19 protein-coding genes are annotated in these 21,118 nt (G+C 69.4%); 2 read left to right on the forward strand and 17 right to left on the reverse strand.

Annotation, left to right across the window (positions count from 1 at the left end; translation table 11 throughout):
* Window positions 1–121 precede the first annotated feature (121 nt).
* The gene (locus tag HC028_RS01035) at window positions 122–4,612 is read left to right on the forward strand and encodes an FtsK/SpoIIIE domain-containing protein (RefSeq protein WP_168071797.1); all 4,491 of its coding nucleotides are present in this window, start codon (window positions 122–124) and stop codon (window positions 4,610–4,612) included.
* On the opposite strand, the gene HC028_RS01040 is transcribed toward HC028_RS01035, so the two are convergent.
* The 7 genes from HC028_RS01040 to HC028_RS01070 form a co-directional block, all read right to left on the reverse strand.
* Window positions 4,605–5,189: a hypothetical protein gene (locus HC028_RS01040; protein WP_168071798.1), complete on the reverse strand. Its 585-nt coding sequence runs from the start codon at window positions 5,187–5,189 to the stop codon at window positions 4,605–4,607. The genes HC028_RS01035 and HC028_RS01040 overlap by 8 nt on opposite strands.
* Complete coding sequence (locus tag HC028_RS01045) at window positions 5,189–6,469, reverse strand: WXG100 family type VII secretion target (RefSeq protein ID WP_168071799.1); 1,281 nt, start codon at window positions 6,467–6,469, stop codon at window positions 5,189–5,191. The genes HC028_RS01040 and HC028_RS01045 overlap by 1 nt, the downstream gene beginning before the upstream one ends.
* 5 nt (window positions 6,470–6,474) lie before the next feature.
* Complete coding sequence (locus HC028_RS01050; RefSeq protein ID WP_168071800.1) at window positions 6,475–6,762, reverse strand: hypothetical protein; 288 nt, start codon at window positions 6,760–6,762, stop codon at window positions 6,475–6,477.
* Window positions 6,763–6,768: 6 nt separating this feature from the next.
* The gene (locus HC028_RS01055; RefSeq protein WP_168071801.1) at window positions 6,769–7,059 is read right to left on the reverse strand and encodes a WXG100 family type VII secretion target; all 291 of its coding nucleotides are present in this window, start codon (window positions 7,057–7,059) and stop codon (window positions 6,769–6,771) included.
* A gap of 13 nt (window positions 7,060–7,072) precedes the next feature.
* Window positions 7,073–7,309 (reverse strand): hypothetical protein, encoded by a 237-nt coding sequence (locus HC028_RS01060; protein WP_168071802.1) that lies wholly within the window; start codon window positions 7,307–7,309, stop codon window positions 7,073–7,075.
* Between the two features lies 1 nt (window position 7,310).
* Window positions 7,311–7,553, reverse strand: coding sequence for a hypothetical protein (locus tag HC028_RS01065; protein ID WP_203981364.1), 243 nt, complete (start codon window positions 7,551–7,553; stop codon window positions 7,311–7,313).
* A 258-nt stretch (window positions 7,554–7,811) separates the two neighbouring features.
* Entirely contained in the window at window positions 7,812–8,525 is a 714-nt protein-coding gene (locus tag HC028_RS01070) for an FHA domain-containing protein (RefSeq protein ID WP_168071804.1), read from the reverse strand.
* Between the two features lie 137 nt (window positions 8,526–8,662).
* On the opposite strand from HC028_RS01070, the gene HC028_RS01075 reads away from it, so the two are divergent.
* Entirely contained in the window at window positions 8,663–10,372 is a 1,710-nt protein-coding gene (locus tag HC028_RS01075) for a protein kinase domain-containing protein (RefSeq protein ID WP_168071805.1), read from the forward strand.
* Between the two features lie 656 nt (window positions 10,373–11,028).
* On the opposite strand, the gene HC028_RS01080 is transcribed toward HC028_RS01075, so the two are convergent.
* The 10 genes from HC028_RS01080 to HC028_RS01125 all read right to left on the reverse strand — a co-directional run bounded on the left by HC028_RS01080 (window position 11,029) and on the right by HC028_RS01125 (window position 21,097).
* Window positions 11,029–12,318 (reverse strand): CynX/NimT family MFS transporter, encoded by a 1,290-nt coding sequence (locus HC028_RS01080; RefSeq protein WP_338091262.1) that lies wholly within the window; start codon window positions 12,316–12,318, stop codon window positions 11,029–11,031.
* A gap of 45 nt (window positions 12,319–12,363) precedes the next feature.
* Complete coding sequence (locus HC028_RS01085) at window positions 12,364–13,062, reverse strand: ABC transporter ATP-binding protein (protein ID WP_168071807.1); 699 nt, start codon at window positions 13,060–13,062, stop codon at window positions 12,364–12,366.
* On the reverse strand, window positions 13,059–13,907 hold the full coding sequence (locus tag HC028_RS01090; RefSeq protein ID WP_168071808.1) for an ABC transporter ATP-binding protein: 849 nt from the start codon (window positions 13,905–13,907) through the stop codon (window positions 13,059–13,061). The genes HC028_RS01085 and HC028_RS01090 overlap by 4 nt, the downstream gene beginning before the upstream one ends.
* Window positions 13,904–15,046 carry a branched-chain amino acid ABC transporter permease gene (locus HC028_RS01095; protein ID WP_168071809.1) on the reverse strand — a complete coding sequence of 381 codons (1,143 nt, stop codon included), beginning with the start codon at window positions 15,044–15,046 and terminating at the stop codon, window positions 13,904–13,906. The genes HC028_RS01090 and HC028_RS01095 overlap by 4 nt, the downstream gene beginning before the upstream one ends.
* A complete protein-coding gene (locus HC028_RS01100) occupies window positions 15,043–15,906 on the reverse strand; it encodes a branched-chain amino acid ABC transporter permease (RefSeq protein WP_168071810.1) in 864 nt (287 codons plus the stop codon). Before HC028_RS01100 ends, HC028_RS01095 begins: the two co-directional genes overlap by 4 nt.
* 149 nt (window positions 15,907–16,055) lie before the next feature.
* The gene (locus HC028_RS01105) at window positions 16,056–17,312 is read right to left on the reverse strand and encodes an ABC transporter substrate-binding protein (RefSeq protein WP_168071811.1); all 1,257 of its coding nucleotides are present in this window, start codon (window positions 17,310–17,312) and stop codon (window positions 16,056–16,058) included.
* 176 nt (window positions 17,313–17,488) lie between these two features.
* The gene (locus HC028_RS01110) at window positions 17,489–18,478 is read right to left on the reverse strand and encodes an acetamidase/formamidase family protein (RefSeq protein ID WP_168071812.1); all 990 of its coding nucleotides are present in this window, start codon (window positions 18,476–18,478) and stop codon (window positions 17,489–17,491) included.
* Entirely contained in the window at window positions 18,475–19,254 is a 780-nt protein-coding gene (locus tag HC028_RS01115; protein WP_168071813.1) for an IclR family transcriptional regulator, read from the reverse strand. The genes HC028_RS01110 and HC028_RS01115 overlap by 4 nt, the downstream gene beginning before the upstream one ends.
* A gap of 66 nt (window positions 19,255–19,320) precedes the next feature.
* Window positions 19,321–19,626, reverse strand: coding sequence for a cupin domain-containing protein (locus HC028_RS01120; RefSeq protein ID WP_168071814.1), 306 nt, complete (start codon window positions 19,624–19,626; stop codon window positions 19,321–19,323).
* A gap of 67 nt (window positions 19,627–19,693) precedes the next feature.
* Complete coding sequence (locus HC028_RS01125) at window positions 19,694–21,097, reverse strand: amidase (RefSeq protein ID WP_168071815.1); 1,404 nt, start codon at window positions 21,095–21,097, stop codon at window positions 19,694–19,696.
* Window positions 21,098–21,118 lie beyond the last annotated feature (21 nt).

The following is a 21,118-nucleotide window of genomic DNA, read 5'->3' on the forward strand; positions in this document are numbered from 1 at the left end:
CTGTCCCGACGGTCGACGCCAGTGGCCTGGCTGGATGACCGCCCGGACCGCACGGATGGGTGGTTGTCGAATCGGCACGTGTCCCGTTATCTGGTGACCACCGGATACGAAGGGGGCGCGGGTGCGGATTCCGCTGACCGTCATGCTGTCAGGCGCCAGGCACGACCTATACGTGGACATCGCGGGCGAGGCGCGGGTGGACGACCTGCGGGTGGCACTGGCGCGGCACTTCGACGTGACGGCGCAGGCCCGGCTCAGCACGGACGCCGGCCCGGTCGACCCCGCGGCGACCGTGGTCGCCGCGGGTGTGCGCGCGGGCAGCGTGCTCCACCTGTCACGGCAGCACGGTTCGGACGCCGAGGCGGGCGGGTCTCAGCCGCCACTCCGGAGACGGCAGCTACGGGTCATCTCCGGCGCCGACGCCGGGCTGATCATGGCGCTGCCGGCGACCGGTACGGTGACGATCGGCCGGTCGCCGGAGAACGAGATCCGCCTCTCGGTGCCAGAGGCCAGCCGCCGGCATGCCGCCTTGCGGTGCCGGGTGGACGGTGTGGAGCTGGCCGATATCGGCTCGAGGCACGGCACGCTGCTGGACGGCGAGCGGCTGACCCGGCCGGTCGGCTGGCTACCCGGCATGGTCGCGCAGATCGGTGACGACCGGCTGGTCCTCTCCAACGGCGACGATCCGGACGACCCGGAGGCCGCAGCCGTCACCCCACTGCCCGACGGCCGCCTGCGCTTCGTACGCCAGCACCGGTTCGTGGAGCCTTCCGTCCCGGCTGTGGTGGAGCTGCCCAGGCGGCCGCAGACCGCGTCCCGGGCCAGCTTCGCCATGGGCCTGGGCGCGGTCAGCGGCCTGGTCCTCGGCGCGGTGGCGTACGTCGTGTGGCACAACCTCATGTTCCTGCTGTTCGCCGCGGTCGGCACCGCGACGCTGGCGCTGTCCAGCTTCGCCACCTGGTGGCAGGGCCGCCGGACGCGGGCGAAGGCGGAGCGGCGGTACGAGGAGACGATGTCGCGCCGGCAGAGTGAGTTGGCCGGCCTGCTCACCGACGAGCAGGCGCGCCGCGCCCGACAGGCGCCGGACGTGCTGCGGGTCGTGCTCACCGCTGAGCGCACCGGTAAACGGCTGTGGGAGCGACGCCCGGGGCACGAGGACTTCCTGGAGGTCCGCCTCGGCATGGCCGACCAGCCCAGCGCGGTGGCCGTCCGCGATCCGGACGCCGAGGATGCGCCGGCACCGGTGATTCCCGGCGCCCCGGTCACCGTCAGCCTCGCGACGTTCGGCACGATCGGGCTCACCGGGCCACGGGCGCAGACCCGCGCCGTGGCACGCTGGATCGTGGCGCAGGCCGCCGTGCAGACCGGGCCGGCGGACCTGAGCATCGTGGTGCTCGCCCGCCCCGGCAACGCCGACGCGCGGTCCACATGGGACTGGGTTCGCTGGCTGCCGCACGCCCGGCCGCCAACCGGACCGCTGGCACGGGTGGGCTGCGACGAGGCCACGCTGCGCGGGCAGATCGACGCGCTCGCGGCGGTTGTCGCCGCCCGCCGGGAGTCCGCGGCCCACGGTCCGCGTCGCTACCAGCACAACTGGCTGGTCGTCGTGGACGATCTGCCCGAGTACGACCACCCCGGCCTCGCCGACGTGCTCAGCCACGGGCCCGAGGTGGGGGTCTTCGTCGTGGCCGTCGACCAGCTCCCTTACCGGTGCCCTGCCACCGTGACCTGCGCCGACGCCCGGTACCTCCAGTTACGCCGCACCGGCCAACCGGATCTGACCGTACTGGCCGACCAGCTCAGCCCGGTCGTCGCGGAACGCATCGGGCGGGCCCTCGCCCCGCTGCACGACCCGGAGGCGCAGGCCGCGGCGGTGGCCCTGCCGTCCGAGGTGGCGCTGCTCGACCTGGTGCCGACCCTCGACCTGCCGGTGCTCGTCGAGCAGTGGGCCCGTACCCCGCGGCAGACCCGCGTGGTGCTCGGCCGCACCGGCGACGGTCCGCTGCTGGTGGACCTGGCCGCCAACGGGCCGCACGCGCTGGTGGCGGGCGCCACCGGCTGGGGCAAGTCGGCGCTGCTCCAGAGTCTCGTGGGTAGCCTCGCGCTGGCCAACCGGCCGGACGAGCTCGGCTTCATCCTGGTCGACTTCAAAGGCGGCGCCGCGTTCAACGCGTTCGCCGGGCTGCCGCACACCGTCGGCAGCATCAGCAACCTCGACGGCCATCAGGTGATGCGCGCGCTGGACTCGCTCGCGGGCGAGATGCGGCGCCGCCAGCGCTACCTGGCCACCGCCGGGGTCGAGAAGTTGGAGCAGTACCAGCAGCTCGGCGATACGGGCGCCCTCCCGCCCGAGTGCCCGCGGCGGCTGCCCCGGCTCCTCGTCGTCATCGACGAGTTCGCGATGCTCAAAGAGGAGCTCCCGCCCGAGATCCTGACCCGGCTGGTGCACGTCGCGACCCAGGGCCGCTCGCTCGGCCTGCACCTGATCATTGGTACCCAGACGCCGCGCGGCGTCATCCCGTCCGAGATCCGGCCGAACATCAACCTGCAGATCGCGCTCCACCTGCCCACCGAGCACTCGATCGACGTGGTCGGGATTCCCGACGCCGGTTCGTTGACCGTGAAGGGGCGCGGGTACCTGCGCCGCGGCGAGGACGCGGCCGTGACGCTGTTCCAGTCGGCGTTCCTCGGCGGGCAGACCCGCCGCGCGCCGGGCCAGCCGGTACGGGTGATCCGCGCGCCGTGGGAGCTGTTGGGGTACCCGCCGCCCGCGGCCGGGGTCGTCGACGTACGTGACATCGACGTTCTCGTCGAGGCGGTGCGCGCCGCGGCGCGGATCGGCTCGCTCAACGGTCCGGCCCGCCCGTGGCTGCCGGAGCCGCCGCCGGTCCTCCCGCTGTCCGAGGTGGACCCGCCGCAGCCGACCGGGGTGAGTCTCGGCTACGGCCGCGAGGACCACCCGGAGGAGCGCGCCCAGCCCACCGCCGGCTGGCGGCTGACCGGTGGCACCAACCTCCTCGTTGCCGGGCGACCCCGCTCGGGGCGCACCACGCTGCTGCGCACGCTCGCCGCCTCGGCGGCCGCCCATTACCGGCCGGACGAGGTCGCGCTGTACGTGATGGACTGCGGCGGCGGGGGCCTCGCCGACCTGGCCGAGCTGCCGCACTGCGGCGCCGTCGTCGAGCACACCGAACTGGACCGGGGCGCGCGGCTGCTGGCGCGCCTCGAGCAGACCGTGAACCTCCGGGAGCGGTCCGGCGCCGACGGGTACACGGTCCTGCTCATCGACGACTGGGAGACCTGGCAGCAGACGTTCGGCGAGGTCGACAGCGGCGCACTGCACGACCAGCTGGTACGCATCGTCCGCAAGGGCCCGGCCGCGGGCGTGCACGTCGCGATCACGGGTACGAGCACCCTGCTCTCGTCCGGCCGGGCGCGGCCGCTCGTCGAGGCGTCCCACGACCGGCTCGCGCTGCCGTTCGACCCGGCGGACTACGCCTATCTCGGGGTACCGGCCACCGCCCTGCCCGCCGAGCCCCGACCCGGCCAGGCCGTACGGGTCACCCCGCCCTACCGCACCGTCCAGGTCGCCGTGGTCGGCACCGACCCGCACCCGGACGCCCAGATCCGGGCGCTGCGCGCGATGGCGGCGAGCGCTGATGACGGGCCCGGACCCTGGCGCGTCGACCGGCTCCCGGCGTATCTCACGGTGGCCGAGGCGGACGCCCTGCCCCGACCGCCGGAGGCCGACAGTGCGCTGTGGGTGCCGTTCGGTGCCGGCGGCGACGAGCTGTCGCTGCTCGGAGGCGACCTACACGCGGACGGGCCCGGCCTGTTCGTGGTGGGGGAGCGGCGCAGCGGCCGCAGCAGCACCCTGCTCGGCATCGCCCTCGAACTCGTCGGCCGGGGCGTCGAGGTGGTCGTGCTGTCGCCGGTACGCTCCTCGCCGCTGCGCGACCTGTCCGGCGTACCGGGGGTCGCGGCCATCCTCAGCGCGCCGCAGCCGACCCTGCGGCAGGCTCAGCTCGCGCTCGCGGCAGCGGGTGACGCCCCGACCGTGGTCCTCGTGGACGACGCGGAGCGGCTGGTGCGTACCGAGGCCAATGCGGTCCTACGGGATTTCCTTTCCAACGCCGACCACGCGGGGACCGGCATGGTGGTGGCGACCGGGTACGACGAGGTGGCCGCACCCGCGCCCGGCACGTTCCTCGCCGACGTGGGCGCCGGCGGGACGGGGCTGCTGCTCGGTCCGCGGGCACCGCGGATACAGCTGTTCGGCGCGTTCACCCGGATCCCGCAGGCCTACCTCGGCGGGGAGCCGGTGGGCCGGGCGGTACTGCTGCGCCGGCATGCCATGGCGCCGGTGCAGGTCGCCGATCCGACCGGCGGCGGGCTCGGCGGCGGGTCCAGCCGGGTGCCGGCGCTGCTGGAGGTGACCGACGCGCTCGCCGGCCCGATGCCGGCCACCGCGGACAGACTGCGGGCGATCGTGGCGGAGCTGCGCGGGGCCGGCTTCACCAGCCTGGACGAGGCGGCGGTGCAGCGTGCGGTCGGCCTGGCCCGGCAGGGCTGGAGCGGCGGCCCGGCCGAGCTGGTCAAGGCGGTCAGCTGAACGGTGCCGCGTCGGACACTGGCAGCTGGAGGGTCGCGGCGATCGCGTCGAAGGCAGGGAGGAGCTGTTCGACGTGGTGCAGCGCCGGCGTCGAGAACGCGAGCATCCAGGCGTCGGCGACGCGGTACTCGACATGCAGCTGCAGCACGTCGCCGACCGGGCTGGGGGAACGACCCAGCCGTACTCCGCGCACCGCCGCGCCGGCCGGTAGGCGCAGCACCTCCGCTGGCCCGACCGGTCCGTCTTCGTCCGGGTCGGCGGCCAGATCGTACAGGCGCAGCGGGACGACCGTCAGCGACGCGGTGACGATCTGGTCGGCGTCCTCGTCGTAGGCGGCTCCGCCGGCGAGCAGCACGGCAGCCGCTGTCGCGGCGGCGCGGGCCAGCCGCTGCCACTCGGCGCTCAGCTCGGACCGGACCGACGGCTGAGCCTCCGCTGGAATGTTCGCGTCGGTGAACCGCCGCACCTGGTCGGCCAGGTCGTCGCCGATCAGCGGGAGCGCCCACCAGCCGGGCGGCAGGCTGAGCCGTACCGAAGCCCCGTCGCGGGCGGTGAATTCGCAGGGCTGCCAATCCATCACATCGAGTCCCAGTCGGGTACGGGTTGCCCGGTCAGTTCACAGTTCACCCAGATGTCGATCTTGCGCAGGGTGTCGATGGCTTCCTTGCCGTCCTTGACGTTCAGCCCGTCGTAGACGCCCATCGAGACGGCCTGCCGGGTGCCCTGGGGCGTCCACTGTGACAACAGCGGCAGTTGCTTGAAAGCCTTGGCGCCCGCGAGCGCCTCCTTCTCCCCCGAAGCCAGCTCCGCCAGCGGGTTGCGGAGCACCGCGCGGATCGCGTCGCGCACCTCCGCGTGCGCCTGGGCGTTGCGCGCGAGCGCCCTCAGCTCTGCGGCGTCGCCGAGGGCGGCGCGGCGGGCGCCGGCCCACAGCTTCACCTCGTTGATGCTGCCCTGGCCGGTGGCCAACCGGGCCTCCGCCGGTCGCAGGCTCCGGGTGAAGCCGCCGCCCAGGCGACTGGCCGATCTCGCCGACGCGCCGAACTGCTCGGCCGCCTTGGCCTCCCGGAGTACCCGTCCGGCGACCTTCCCGGCACCGGCGAAGGCGATCGAGACGCCGTCCTCGGCAACGATCCACCAGGACTGGCGGCCGGACGCGGCGAGCGTCACGTCGCACACGACCGTCGCAGCCAGGGCCAGCAGGGCGACAGCACCGACGACCTGGCCGACGACGGGAATCGGCCCGGTCACGAGGGCGACGATGCCGACGACGTCGTCGACCACGTGCAGCATCTTGCTGGCGGCCGCCGCCTCAGTGAGGACGTCCTCCCAGGCGTGCGCGACCCACCGGCCCAGGTCGTGGTGGACGTTGCCGAACTGCTGGCTCGCCTCGTCCAGCGCCTGCGCGCACCGCTTCGCGTCCTGCTGGGCCCGGTGTTCCAGGGCGTCCCGGGCCTTCTGCAGCGCCGCCAGCGCCGGTGGGCGCGCGCCAACGAGGTGGTGGGTACCGGCCTGGGCCGCGGCGGCCTGCGCGGCAGCCTGGGCCCGGTACACGATCGAGGCGGCCTCGGCCTGTGCGTGCTCCAGCTGGCGCACCCAGCTGCCGAGCGCGTCGGCCGCCGACTCGTACGCGGCTCGCGCCCTCGACAACTGCCTGATCAGCTCGTCGTGCCGCTGCGCGAAGGCGTCCGCGGCGGCGCCCGTCCACATGGTCGTGTCGCTCGCGACCCGCCGGATGAGCGTGGCCGCGTCCGACACGTTCTCGGCGGCGGCGCGCAGCTGTCCGACGACCTGATGCACGCCGGCGGGGTCACCCGGGCAGGGATCGCCGCCGTGCAGCAGTGACGTTGTGCGCATTGCCATCACCCTCCACCGCCGAAGCCGCGCAGCAGGGAGCGGTCCAGGTCGTCGTAGCACTCGGCGGCCTGGCTGAGCCCGCTCGCGGTGGCGGCGCTGTCCTGCGTGATCTCGGCGAGGACGTCGTGCCCGCGCCGGCCGAGGCGGTCCAGCGCGTGGTGCACGACGGCTGGCACCGCCCCGGCGGGAAGCGCGGTCAGGTTTCGAGCCAACTCGGACAGCGAAGCGGTTGCGGCGTCGAGGTTGGCCGCCGCTCGACGCATCGCCTCGATGTTGTAGCTGCCCCTGGCCATCGTCGGTCAGGCGCCGAACGCCCGGGCGATCGACGTCTCGTTGGACTCGTAGGCGGTGCTGGTCTGGCTGAGCGCGGCACCCATGTTCACCAGGCTCTCCTGCAGCGGCACCACGGCCTTCTCCCACTGCTCCCGGGCGTTCTGGAAGGCGGCCGCACCCGGGCCGGTCCAGACCGCGGCGAGCTGTGCCGCCGCCGAGCGCAGGTTAACGACCGCCTGCTCCAGATCGGCCGCGCGCTGCTGGGTCAGCTGCGCATGGTTGGCGATTTCCGCGCTGTCGAATGTACCCGTTGCCATTGTCGTTTCTCCTTTACCAGAACAGAATCCGGAAGCGTCCGCCCCGGAAGATGTACCGGGCGTACAGGCCGGTCAGCACGGCGACGATGAGCGCGCCGAAGCCGACGCCGGCCTGGCCGTGCGAGAACCCCACGATGCCGGCGATGAGCGCGGCGACCGTGACCACGGACCAGAAACCGCCGAAGATCACCCGGCTGACGATATCGCCCGCACGGGGTGCGGGGCGAGAGGTCGGTTCGTTGACGGACATGTCACTCTCCTTCTTTGGCCCCGTAGCGCTTGGCCAGAGTGACGATGAGGTAAATGACCACGCCGAATGGAATAATGAAGATCCACACAGGGAACACGAACGTCCCGCTCGTCTGCTTGGCCACGTAGATTCCGTAGCCGATGTAGAGCGCGCCGGCGATGAGCGCCCACATCCGGTCTTTGGCCTTGATGCCGGGAACCACGGCAAGAACCACCATGGCTAGACCCGACAGTACGGAGAACACCTCGTACGCTCCCCAGTGCACCGTCCACCCCTTAATTAGTGGGCCATCGATTGTTAGCGAAGCGTAGGGTTCGGGTTTCGGCCCTACTTCCCGCTCGTGGCTCAATCGGCTGACCGATCAGCCGATTTCACTTTCCGCTCCGCTGTTTCGCTTGCCCAACAAGGTCACCATGAATAGCCGGCGGCCACGAGACTGCTGTACAGCAGGGTTGGCGGTACCGGCCGCGGGCCCGATCGTGGAATCGTGAGTGGATATTTGTCAGACCGCGCCCGCCGCCGTCAGGATTGGGTGCAGGTCGTCCTCGTCCGGCGCCAGGTAACCGGCGCGGACGAGGACGTAGAGGTACTCGGGGTCGGTGAGCAGGCTGGTGCGGGACAGACCCACCATGCCGGCCTTCTTGCGGACCTCTTCCAGCCGGCGCTGGATCGACTCGGTACGCACGCCGAGCCTGGAGGCGACCTGCTTGATCTGGCGCGGGGTCGCCGGCACCAGCGGCGGCCAGGTGAGCAGCTCCGCGAAGAGTGCGCGGACCGCGAGCTCCTGCGGCACCGTGAGCGGGCGGGGCTGCTCGGCGCTCTCGGTCAGTTCGGTGCCGGGCAGCGGCTCGGGCCGGCGCGGTTGCAGCGCTGGGTCGTCGAGCAGGATCCAGTGCTGAAGTTGCGGCCGACCGACGACCCGCAGCGCCAGGCGGGGCCAGGAGAACACCGATTCCGGCTCGGCCATACCGGGCGGCTGACCCCACGGATGGACGATGACGCCATTACGGTTGGTCACGACAATGCGCCAGCCCGCATCGGTACGCGTAACCTGCACGGCCTGCCTGGACACCTTCGGGTCCACCGGGCTGATGCCCACGCCGAGGTCGCCTTCCCGGCCCAGGAGCACCGGCTGATCCGGTTCGAGCGGCTGGTCGGCGGAGAGCGTCAGGGTGCCGTTCTGATCGCGGCACAGCACGCGGATCCGTGCGGTCATCCCTGCACTGTCTCCCGGCAGCCGACTGTCCACCTAGGCTGTCCGGATAGTAGTAACAGTACGAATGTACCTTTTCATGAATTGACATGGCTGACAGTGTGGCTAGCGTTGCCGCAAATTGCTTCTGGGGAGACGTCATGACCGACGACGACCGGTTCTGGGTGGGGCCGCCGTCAGCGCCGGAGACATACCAATTGATCAGCTGCCTCGGCGGCGGCGCCGAGGGCGAGGTCTGGACGGCTGTCCTGCCGCTGTCGGCGGAGGGGCGGCGCAGCGTCGCCGTGAAGATCCTGCCGGCCGGGGCGGACACCGGTGACGAGGAAGCCTGGGTGCGGCACGGGCACCTGCTGCGCAGCATCAGCCACCCCGGCCTGGTGCGCGTCCTCGAGGTGTTCACCGGACCGCCGCGACACCGGACGGGAACGGTGCCGGCCGGCTCCAGCCGGTACGTCGTCATGGACCTGATCGAAGGCATGACGCTGCGCGAATGGCTCGACGAGAACCCCGGCGCCACCGTGTCCGCGCGGCTGCGGACCCTGACCACAGTCGCCGCGGCCCTGGACGAGATGCATTCGGGCAGCCAGACCGCGGTGCCGGTGGCGCACGGTGACGTCAAGCCGAGCAACATCGTGATGCGCCCGGACGGCTCGACCGTACTCGTGGACCTAGGCCTGACCCGGCTCGCCGACGGCGCCGGCCGAGTCGGGCGCAGCCGCCCGTACGCCGCGCCCGAGCTGTTCCAGGCGGGGGCGCGCAGCACACCCGAGGCGGACCGGTTCGCGTTCGCGGCCACCGTCGTGCACGCGGTCCTCGGTGAGCCGCCGCCGGTCGGCGAGGTCGGCGGTCCGGACCTGGCCGCGGTCGAGGCCAAGCTGCGGGCCAGCCCGATCACCATGCGCCGGCCGATCCTGGTCGACCAGTTGCTGGCCGCGCTGTCCGTACCACCACCGAACCGCCCCATCAACCTGCGCACCTGGCTGGGTTCGCTCACCGACACGCTCTCGCAGGTCACCGAGACCGGCGGCGGCGTCGGCATGTTCCCGCCCACGCTGACGGCGGCCGACCAGACCGCGACCGCCGGCTTCCTGCCCTCGCCGCCGCCGGCCGCGCCGCCGGCCGCACCGGCGGCGCCGAAAGCGCGCTCGCGCCAGCGGCTACTCGTGGGCGTGGCGGCGGGCGTCGTCGCGCTGCTGGCCATCGGCGGCGCCGCGTACGCGTTGACCGGGCACGACTCGGGCAACCCTCCGACCACGGGGTCGACCCCGCAGCAGGCGGCCCTCGCGGCGCCCACCCCGACCGGCGCGCCGACCGCGTCACCGTCACCGTCGCCGTCGGACTCACCGTCGGCCTCGGGTAGCGCCGAGCCCAGTGGTAGCGCCTCGGCCTCGGGGTCGCCGTCGCGGAGCTGGCCGGGCGGGATCAAGGCGGGGATACCGATCTCCGGTTACGACGCCCAGTCCAAGGGCTTCATCGCCACGAGCTCCGCGGTCAATTACGCCGCAACCAACGTCGGGATCAACGGCCAGGCGGCGGTCAGCGCCTTCGAGACCAGCTACTGCTGTAACGGCACGGCGGCCGTGGAGGCGTCCATCGACCTCAACCTCGGGCGCAAGTACAAGACGTTGACCGGGCGCCTCGGGATCAACGACCTCAGCCGCTCGAGCGCACCGGTAACCGTGCAGATCCTGGCCGACGACCGAGGGGTGATCAAGGAAAGCAGCGTGAAGCTCGGCCAGTCGGAGGATCTGAACGTGGACGTGACGAACGTGCTCCGACTGCGGATCGTGTTCAAGGGTCCCTTGAACTCGGCCCGGGCCGCGATCGGCGATCCCACGGTCGACTTCTGACCGGGAGGATCCATGTCACGCTGGCGCCTGGCCACCTTCGCCGGGCTGCTGACGGTCTCCGGCGCGCTTCAGGACCGCTGGCTGGCCACCCGGTGCACGCCCATCGGGACCCCAGAGAGGCAGACGATCAGGTGCTCCCATTTTGCTGCCAATTTAATGGGCACAAAGCGAAAGGCTCGTTACCGAAGATCCGGTAACGAGCCTTTGACCTGCTGTTTCTCTGCTGGGCGATACTGGGTTTGAACCAGTGACCTCTTCCGTGTCAAAAACGAACGGCCCGTAACGCTGTGACCAGCATGAACACGAGGGGCCGCAGGTCGCGGCGCGACGATGCGAGCAGCTCAACCCCGTCCGGCGCGGTTCAGCCCCGTTGAACGCGCCCCGCTGCTCCCATTCTGCTCCCCCACCGATAACCCCAGCCCGCGGCCGACACAGCTCCCACCTTGCACGCGGCGGCCCGGTTTCCTACCCGCTGCAAAATTCGACGCGTCTTGTCCCCGGCGCCGGTCGGCAGGCACCGCTCATCTAAGCGGCGTGCCGGCGAGCGCCGCTATTCCCAGGCGATGTCTTCCCGGTACCGCCGCTCGCGCGTCACCAACAACACTTCGCCCCTTCAGGCCGAAGGACGGCGCGTCCGGTCACAATGGTCCTGCCCTTCACGTTGACCTAGGTAGCTGGTGTCCTGAGCTACCACGGTTGCGCACCTCCCTGTCCAGCACCCACGGCCCGGCTGCGATCATCCCCGTCACGGTCTGGGGAACGAGCAAGAGCATCATCATGATCAACAGGGGTCGCCACGACGCGGTCTGCGATGACAACCATCCAGCCACGACCGGGGCGGCACCCGCCAACAGGTAACCGGTGCTTTGGACAAAGGCGGACAGCGAATGGGTGCTGGCCGGGGTGGCGCTGCGCGTGCCGAGCAGTGAGAGCATCAGCGGAAACGCCCCCGATGCGAGTCCGAGCAGGCACATCCAGAGAACGGCGAGCGGACCGGGGTAGTACAGCAGGCCGACGTACCCACCCGCGTAACAGAGCATCACGCCCAGCATGGTCACGCGTTGGTCGGCGCGGCGTCGTTGCATCACGGCCACTGCGAAGGCGACGGGCGCACCGAGTGCGCCCATCAGCGCCACCAACCAGCCGGCTTCACCGGGGGTATGCCCCGACCTCTGCAGGATCGCCGGTAGCCAGCCGAGCAGTACGTACGCCTGGGCGGACTGGAGCGCCCAGAATCCCATGAGAGCCCAAGCTCTCGGTGACCGCCACGCGCTCACCCCGTCACCGAGCGTCCCGCCGCGCCGTACGCGAGCCGCGCGATACGCCGTGACCACCCACGGGGCCAGGCCGAGAGCGCCGACCGCCGCCCAGAGGCCCAAACCGGCACGCCATCCGCCGTTGACGCTGTGTCCAAAAGGAACGGTGAACGCCGAGCCCGCCGAGGTGCCGAGCGCGACGAAGGCACTGAACATTCCTGTGATGGGCCCGGCCCGGTCCGGAAAGTACTCCTTCACCACACCGGGGAGCACCACGTTCGCGATTGCGATTCCGGCTAGCGACAGTGCGCTAGCCACCGCGAACACGACGGGCAGCGACGTAAATGGCCTGATTACCAGCCCGGCCACCAGCATCGTCAAGGAACCCGCGACGACCTTCTCGTGGTTGAACCGGCGCAGGAGCAACGGCGTACCGGCCCCGACCAGCGCGAAGCAGAGCACCGGAAGGGCTGTCAGGAAGCCTGAGCCGGTCCCGGAGAAGTGCAGGTCCCGTTGCACTTCCTCGAGCACGGCGCCCAGGCTCGTGACCGCGGGTCGGAGGTTGAGGCCCACGAGCAGTACGCCTACCAAGACAAGCGCACCCGTCCTGCGGCCGCGCGCGGACGGATCGACCAGCCCGTCCCACGCCCATCGCTTCCGATGGCGTCTCTGAGGCGCATCAGAGATCACCTGACACGCCCCATCGACGCACGGCTCCGCGCCCGAACCACAGCGTCAGACGCCCAGATGCTCATGGCGGACGTCGGGCGACTGCTCGAGTTCTCGCGAGGTCCCGTCCCACACGATCTGGCCGCCGGACAGGATGTAGATCTTGTCGGCGACGTCCACCGCCAACCCGTAGTTCTGCTCCACCAACAGCACGCACAGTCCCTGCTGTCGCAGTTGGTCGATCACCGTTCCGACGAGATCAACGATGACCGGGGCCAAGCCCTCGGAAGGCTCGTCCATCACCAAGACCCGCGGGTTCGTCATCACGGCACGCCCGATGACTAGCATCTGCTGCTCCCCACCCGACAGATCGCTGCCGCGGTTACGTCGCCGCCGGCTGAGGTTCGGGAAGAGGTCGTAGACCCGCTCGAGCGTCCATGGGTTCGCACTGCCGCCACGTCGCGCACCGAGGGTGAGATTTTCCTCGACGGTCAGGGAGGAGAACACACGCCGGCCCTGCGGCACGAGCGCGACCCCCTGCCTCGCGATCTGATAGGGGCTCTTGCCCGCGAGCTCGTTGCCGTCTAGGTCGATCGACCCCTCTCGCGCCGGGAGCAGCCCCATGACGGTTTCAACCAGCGTCGTCTTACCCATGCCGTTACGGCCCAGGATGGTGGTGCAACTAGCGCCTTCGGCGGTCAGGCCGACACCTTGGAGGACGTAGCTAAGGCCCCGGTAGGTATGGAGGTTCTGGACGGTGATCATACGAGGCCACCCCCGCTCTCTGTGCCTGCGTTCAGGGCCGTTTCCTTGGGCAGCTCGGCGCCCTCCGCCTGCTTGCCCAGGTACAACTCGCGGACTAGCTCGTTCTGCTGGATTTCGGCGACGCTGCCGCGGGCGACGTATTCGCCGTGGTGCAGGACCGCGATCTCGTCCACGGCGCTGCGGAGGACGTCCATGTCGTGCTCGATCAGGATCAGGGTCAGCTCCGGTGGCAGTCGATTGAGCAGCGCCCGGATATCGACCCGCTCAGCCGGGGAGAGTCCAGCTGCCGGCTCGTCGAGCAGAAGGATGGATGGTTTAAGCGCTAGGGCCAGGCACACGTCCAGTTGGCGAACCTCGCCATGCGACAGCGCTTCGGCCAGTACGTCCAGGCGGTTCTCCAGGCCGAAGGACGCGGCGAGCTCCTCTACCTGCTCCATCTGCCGTCGGTACGCACGCCACGACCGCAGCAGACCCAGTTTTGAGCGGCTGAGACCGTGGACGGCCACCGTCAGGTTCTCGCGTACGGTCAGACCGTGCAGCACGCGCGTGACCTGGTAGGTACGGCCAAGGCCCAACGCCACCCGCCGGTGGGCCGGTAGCCGGGTGACGTCCTGGCCGAACATCTCGATGCGACCGCTCGTCGGCTTGAGTTCGCCGGAGAGCATGTTGAAGAACGTGGTCTTCCCTGCCCCGTTCGGGCCGATGATGCCCAGACGCGCGCCCCGACTGACGCTGAGCGTGACACCGTCGACCGCCTTCACCCCGGCGAATTGGCGCCCGAGGCTCTCCACTCGCAGAGCCACCTCGCCGGTGGACGCGGCCTGTGCTGGCGCTGTCGTGTTCATGCCCGGACCTCCGCTTCGTCGCCCGAACCGTCGTTCTGTCCATCGCGGTGCGGCTCGCGCGCTTCAGCGGAGAGCGCGCGGGTGGTTGCACCATCGGCGGCGGGCCGCCCCAACTGCCGCCCGAGCCTGCGGGCCCCCTTGCGCGCGAGCCCCCATACGCCCTCCGGGACGAAGAGCATGATCGCGATGAAGACGACGCCCATCGCCGTCGCCCAACGGTCGACGTAGATGCTCAGGTACTGCTGGAACAGGATGATGATCACCGCGCCCAGCACCGGTCCCCACAGCGTGCCGAGGCCGCCGAGTACCGCCATGATCGTGATTACGCCGTTGTGGTGGAAGTCCATCGCGGTCGGACTGATCAGACCGTTACTGAACGCAAACAGGATGCCGGCGAGTCCGCCGAAGAACACCGAGATCACGTAGGCGACGTACCGGTGCAGCCTGGTGGCGTACCCGAGGGTCCGGAGGCGCTGCTCGTTCGACATCATGCCGCGCAGCGACAACCCGAACGGAGACGTGACGAAGGTGCGTAGGAGCCAGGCGGACAGGATGAACACCGCCAGTACGGCAAACGACATGTGGCTCGGCTTGTTCAGATCGATCGGTCCGAGCACCGGGGCGCTCAGGATGGGCAGTCCGTTGTCCCCGCCACTCACGCCGACCCACGAGAAGGCGAGCCCGAAGAGTATCTGTCCCAGGGCGAGCGTCATGATGACGAACCCGATGCCGCTCACCCGGACCGCCAGTGGACCGACGATCAATGCGACGAGAAGGATCACGACGAGCGAGATACCGACGGCGGTCCACGGTCCGTACCCGTACCGCATGGAGACCGCGACGCCGTACGCCCCGAGCCCCAGGTAGCTGGCCTGCCCGAAAGAGACCAGGCCCCCGAAGCCGCCGAGGAAGTCGAGCCCCATCGCGGCGATGGCGAAAATCAGCATCTGCGTGACCAGCCCGCCGTAGAAGCCACCCTGCGACAGCAGCGGGGCCGTCAGCGCGATGAAAGCGGCTGCCCCGATCCACAGCATCGGGCCCTGCGGTCGAGCAACCAGCGGGACGGACTGCGCGCGACCGCCAAGTCTCGGCCGTCTCGCCGGCTGGGCGCGGTCCGCCGACCCATGAACCCCGTTCATGCGGTTGTCCTTCCTAGAACACCTTGCGGCCTGATCAGCAGAACAACGACGAGGGGGGCGAACAGCGCGAAGTGCGCCAGGGACGGGAAGTAGGCCTCGCCGTAGTTGGACAACAGGCCGACGATGAGGCTTCCCAGCACGGCACCTTCGAAGCTGCCGAGGCCCCCGACGATCACGGTCACGAGCGCGAACGTCAGGATCGTGGCGTCACTACCGGGACCGAGAGTGAGCACGGTGGCGCCGAGCGCCCCGCCCATGCCGGCGAGCAGCGCGCCGAGGGCGAACACCGCGGTGAAGACCAGGCGTACGTTGATCCCCATCGCGCCGACCATCTCGCGGTCGTCGACCCCGGCACGCACGATCGCGCCGACCCGGGTGCGACGCAGCAGGTAGTACAGCCCGAGACCGACCAGCACCGCCACGCCCAGGATGAGCAGCCGCGCATTCGGGTACACGAGGTGCGACCCCGGCAGCGTAGATGATTCGGCGAGGAGACCCGGCAGCTTGAGTGACAGCGGATCGCCGCCCCAGATCGCCAACGCGACATCGTCGATGACGAAGACCAGCCCGAGGGTGAGAAGCACCTCGGCCATGACGTTGCCGCGGATGCGGTTGATCAGCGTGCGCTCCAGCACCAGGCCCAGCACGGCGGTGGTGACAGCCGCGACGAGCACACCGAGGAAGAAGTTACCGATCACCTGGACAGTCGAGAATGCGATGTAACCGCCCAGCAGATAGAACGCGCCATGCGCGAGGTTCGCCACACGCATGACGCCGAACACGAGCGTGAAGCCGCTGGAGACAAGAAACATGATGCCGGCCAGCGTTAACCCGTTCAGCGTCTGCACTAACAGTTGCACTATCGATGCCCCCCAGAATGCTTCATTGTCCCGACGGACCCAGGTCTTGCGAATTCACTTGCCGCGTCGGCGTGGTCGACGGACGAGCCATGGTTTGGGCAACGCCCCGCGCCAGGCGGATCAGCGCGGGGCGTTGCGGCTGCCGCTTACTACGGCCGCGCCTGCGTGTAGCGCTTGAAGTTCTTCTCCCAGGTCGCGTAGTCGAGCACGTTGCCCTGCGGCGGTACCTTCTCGTAGGTCTTGATCGGGATGCTGCGCAGCTCCCCGTTGACCATCTTCACCTGGCAGATGTAGATGTTCTGGATAGGCGAGAAGGACTTGTCGCTGATCGACACCGGCCCGCGTGGAGCGTTGATGGTGACCTGCTTCATGGCTTTGGCCATCGCCTTGTGATCCGATGCGTCGCCGTTGCGGGCCTTCAACGCGGACACGAGAACCTGCGCCCGCACGTACGCGGCCTCCGCGTAGTAGCCCGGGTAACGCTTGTTCGCGGCGTGGTAGGTCTCCACGAACTTCTTGTTCTCGGGGGTGTCGATGCCGTCGCAGTACTGCGCGCCCGCGTAGACGCCCTCGGTGGCCGCCGGGTCCATAGTAGGCAGAATCGAGCCGTCGATTAGGGGCGTGACGCCGAACACCGGGATCTTTCCGGTGAGGCCGAAAGACTTGTAGGCGTTGATGAATTTGACTGAGAAGGCGCCGGCCACCGCGGCGAAGACCGCGTCCGTATCCTTCGGGATCTGCGTGACGTACGAGCTGAGGTCCGCTGCGGTGTTCGGGATCCAGATCTCTTTATCGATCTTGCCACCGAGCTTCTCGAACGCCGACTTGAAACCGCCGGCGGTCGCCCAACCCCACGAGTAGTCCAGGGCAGGCAGGGTGATGTGCCGCCACTTCATCTCGTTGTAGGCCCATTCCGCCGCGACCAACGCGGTCTGGTCGCAGGAGTACCCCGAGGTGAAACCGTTGCCCGTCTTCGCCCAGGAGTCCAACTGGGCCGCACTGCACAGCCCAAGGTCGTTGACCGGGATGCCGTTCTGAGCCAGAAGCGGAGCGACCGCGGCGATTTCATTGGTCGCCATCGGGCCCTGGACGACCTGGGCGCCGTCCTGGATCAGCTTGCGGACGGTGGTCAGCGCCGTCGCCGGGTCCCCTTGCGTGTCGGCGAACGTCACCTCAATCTTGCGTCCGTTGACCTCGGAGCCGAACTCCTTGAGCCCGATCTCGAAACCACTCTGTAAGTCCTTGCCGTTAGCGGCGTACACGCCCGTCAACGGCAGCGGATGCGCAACCTTGATCGGGTCGCTGGTGCTCCCGCCGGCTTTTGACGCGCACGCACTGGTCGCCGCTACGACCAGCGCCGCCGTCACCGCCAACCCGACGCGCAGCCTGCGTTCAATTCTGGGCATTCCTTGGCTACCTCGCTTTCATTCGTTCGTCATTGGTGTTCACCACGACCGCAGCTTGTTGCGGCCCGCGCTTGCGGTGGCCGGCGATTGCCCGTAACCGCGCATGGGCTTTCAGAACTTCGGATGAAACGTGGGCCGCCGCACGGCGGCTGGTGAGCAGTCGGTGCCGGTCGGCGTCACACCGGGGATTGCTTGTCGTGACGGGTGTTCACCGGGACGAGGTCCTGGTATGCCAGCCACGCTGCTTCGGGCGCGAGATGCCGGTCCAGTCCCGCGCCAAGCGATACCGCCACGCTCGTCAGCGGATTCACCAGTTGGCAGACTTTGATCTCTAGGAGCAGCGACGCGATAAGGTAGGCCTGCTCTTCGCTTTCCCGCAACGCCGCGCGTACCGCCGCAATGGCGGTGGGCAGAACAGCGGCGACGGCCTCTTCGAAATTGGCACCGATGCCGATGATCCAGCACCGATCCTCGGCCATGACGACGGGGTGCTGCAGCTGCCAGGACGCGAGTGAAGTGGCGACGAGGTCGGCCTCTGCTGCCACTTCGATACCGGTTCCGCAGACCTCGCCGTCACCGATGGCGGCGTGCACGTCCCCGCAGAAGACGCCGCCCCCGGCTACCGCGGCCCGCGCCCACAGCATTGCCGACGGGCCGAGGAACGGTACATCGAGGTTCCCCCCGTACGAACCGAGCGTTCGCGGCGGCGCCGAGCTTTCCGGCAGTACACCCAGGGTCCCGAGGTGCAGCTGCGCGGGCACGGTCCGTGCGTTCACCCCGCCGGTCGACAGGACGTGCGTATCGAATTCGCGCACGGCCAACCAGCCGGGGTTGCGGAATCCCAGCCCTGGCCGGGTCCAGACGTGACCGTGGGGTGCCGGCCGGACATCGAGGACCGCGACTCCTACCGCGTCTCCGACACCCGCACCGGCGATCCCTACCGGACCCGCCACCGGGAAGAGCCTCGCGGGGTCGATAGCGTCGGGTGCCACCCCCGGACGCAACTGGTTACCCGAAGCGTCGAGAGCTCGCAGGGTGAACATCTCGCCGGGCCGCACCGTGACGGCGTGGGGCGTATCCGGTCCGAGGGAATACACGCAATCATCGATGATGCGCCCGTCAGTAGGCCTGCGCTCACCTCCGGCCGTGGCACCCGCCTCGCTCACCGCGCCCCCTCCCTGTCAGGGACGGCCGTGACCATACTGGCCGCGGCCATCTTCATCGCCGCGACGCGGTCGGCCCGGTCTTGGGCGGTCCACGCCGTCGAGGTGTTGGCGATGGCCGCTGCGCCAAGGAGGCGACCACCGGAGGCCAGCAGGGGCACCGCGATCGCGGAAACACCGATGTCGACCTCGTCGACGCTCAAGACGTAACCGTCCTCGACGGTCTGCGCTCGGAGTGCTCGCAACACGTCGGGTGACGTGTGCGTCTCGGGCGTGCGCGCGATCAGCTCACCCTCGAGGTAGTTCTCGAACTCCTCGTCGTCGAGGTGGGCCATGATGCATCTGCCGGCGGCACCGATATGGACCGGCAGGCGCCGCCCGACGTCGCAGTAGAACACCAGACTGGCGCCGGCCCGCATCTTCTCGATGAAGACCGCTTCGGATCCCTCTGACTTAGCGATGGTGATCGTTTCACCAAACCGCATTCCGACCGGCCTGAATGCGGCCCGCGCCGCGTCCCGCAGATCGAAAGACCCGTAGACGTGCGAGCCGAGCTCCATCACCTTCAGCGTCGCGACGTACCCGTTGTGAAAGCCGTTCGTCCGCGCGTATCCCGTCTCGATCAACGTGTTCACGACCCGGTACGCCGTGGGCGCTGTTACCGAGAGTTCCTGCGCCAACTGCTCCAGCGATACGGCTTGCGGAGCGCGACACAGGTACTCCAACGCTTTCAGCACCTTCAGCGCGGATTGGACGACTCGTGCCTCGGGGGGACTCATGACCCACCTTCACCTTGAGGATTCGCTGACATGACACGTGTGCGACGCGCGGCGCGGTAGATCGCCTCAAGGATTCGAGCGCAATGTCCGCAACTCGATCAGGAGGTTGCGGTACCGCGCGTCCCCGAGGTTCGTCAGCGCGTGCAATTCGCCCACGGCGTGCCATTCGAACGTGTCCGCCGCCACGTCCCGTGCGCGCGAGCCGTCGGCGTCGGCCACTCCCAGGTGGCCATCCGTCTGGTGCATCACCAGGTACGGCACCTCGTGCTGGTGCAGCGGCAGTTCCTCGCGGCTGTCCAGGTCGACCTGCCAGACCCGCACCAACTCGTTTTCGAACAACACCTTGTTGCCGATCGGATGCAACTCCTGCATCAGAGATCCACCTTCTACTCGTGAGAGAAATTTCGGTTGTGTAACGATCGTTTTCGTCGATCCGGAATTACAGTGCGGGCCAGAGGTGAGCCCAGGGCTGGATGCGCTCGAAGGCCGCGGCCAGCGCCAACACGAGGGCGTCCTGGTGCCTGCGGCCGACGATCTGCAGGCCAACGGGTAGACCCTGCGCGGTCTGCCCCGCTGGTACGGAAATGGCCGGCTGACCGGAGAAATTGAACGGGTAGCACGGTGCCCAGGCGAGATGGTCGGCCTTGCGACCGGCGACCTCCGGCGGGTTCACGGCGCCAAGCCCGAACGCTGACAGTCCCACCGTCGGCGTGACCAAGAGGTCGTATTCGGTGAAGAACTGGTTCAGGATCGCGACGTTCTGCTGCCGCAGCCGCACCGCCGCGACATAGTCGACCGCGGTGATGTGCTGGTGAGCCTCGGCGTACGCCACGAGTTCCTGGTCCATCAGCGCCTTCTGCTCCGCCGGACGGCTCGCGTGCCCGCCCGCCTGCGCCACGCCGTAGAGGGTGTCGAGCAGTTCGTTGATCGACTCCAGCTTCGGCGTAGCCTCCTCGACCGACAGCACGAGCGTCGACAGGGTGCGGACCGCCCGCGTGACGATCTCCAGGACCTCCGGCTCCACCGGTACGTCGGCGAGGTGCGGGGCCCAGGCCACGCGCAGCCCGCTCGTCCCGTCCAGCAACGACTCTTCGCCGCTCGACGGGTCGAGAGTGGACAGCGGGTCGCGTGGGTCGTAGCCACGGATCGTCCGGTACAGCAGACCGCAGTCGTCGACGGTACGCGTCATCGGCCCGACGTGAGCAAGGAGTTCGCTGCCGCCGAGCGCAGGGTAGTGCGCGACGTGCCCGAACGTGGGCTTGAGTCCGACGATGCCGCAGAAGCTCGCCGGGATCCGGATGGAACCGGCGCCGTCGGACCCGACCGAGAGCGGTCCCATGCCGGCCGCGACCGCCGCGCCCGCACCGCCGCTGGATCCGCCGGCCGTCTTCGTGGTGTCCCAGGGGTTGCTGCACTCGCCGTGCAACGGATTGTCGGTCGTTCCCCGCCACGCGAACTCGGGCATGCTGGTGCGACCGATGACGATCGCACCGGCACTGTGTAGCCGGCGTACCGTCGGCGAGTCGTCGGGGGCGACGAAGTCCTTCATCAGCCGCGACCCCGAGGTGCTGACATCGCCTTTGAGCCACAGGTTGTCCTTGATGGACACGGGAACGCCGTGGAGCGGCCCGAGGGGTTCCCCCGCGACGACGGCGGCCTCCGCGGCCTTCGCCTGGACGAGGGCACGCTCGGCGTGCACATCGACGTACGCGTTGAGCACGTGGTTGAACTGATTGATCCGGCCGAGCACCGCCTCGACGACTTCTACCGGCGAAACGTCCCGGGAACGGATCATCGCGGCTAACTGCGTCGCCGGAATCTGCCACAGCGGTCGTGCGTCCATCTGACTCTCCTCGTTCTACGC

The organism is Planosporangium flavigriseum (genome assembly GCF_011947225.1).
In the GTDB taxonomy this organism is placed as follows: Bacteria; Actinomycetota; Actinomycetes; order Mycobacteriales; family Micromonosporaceae; genus Planosporangium; species Planosporangium flavigriseum.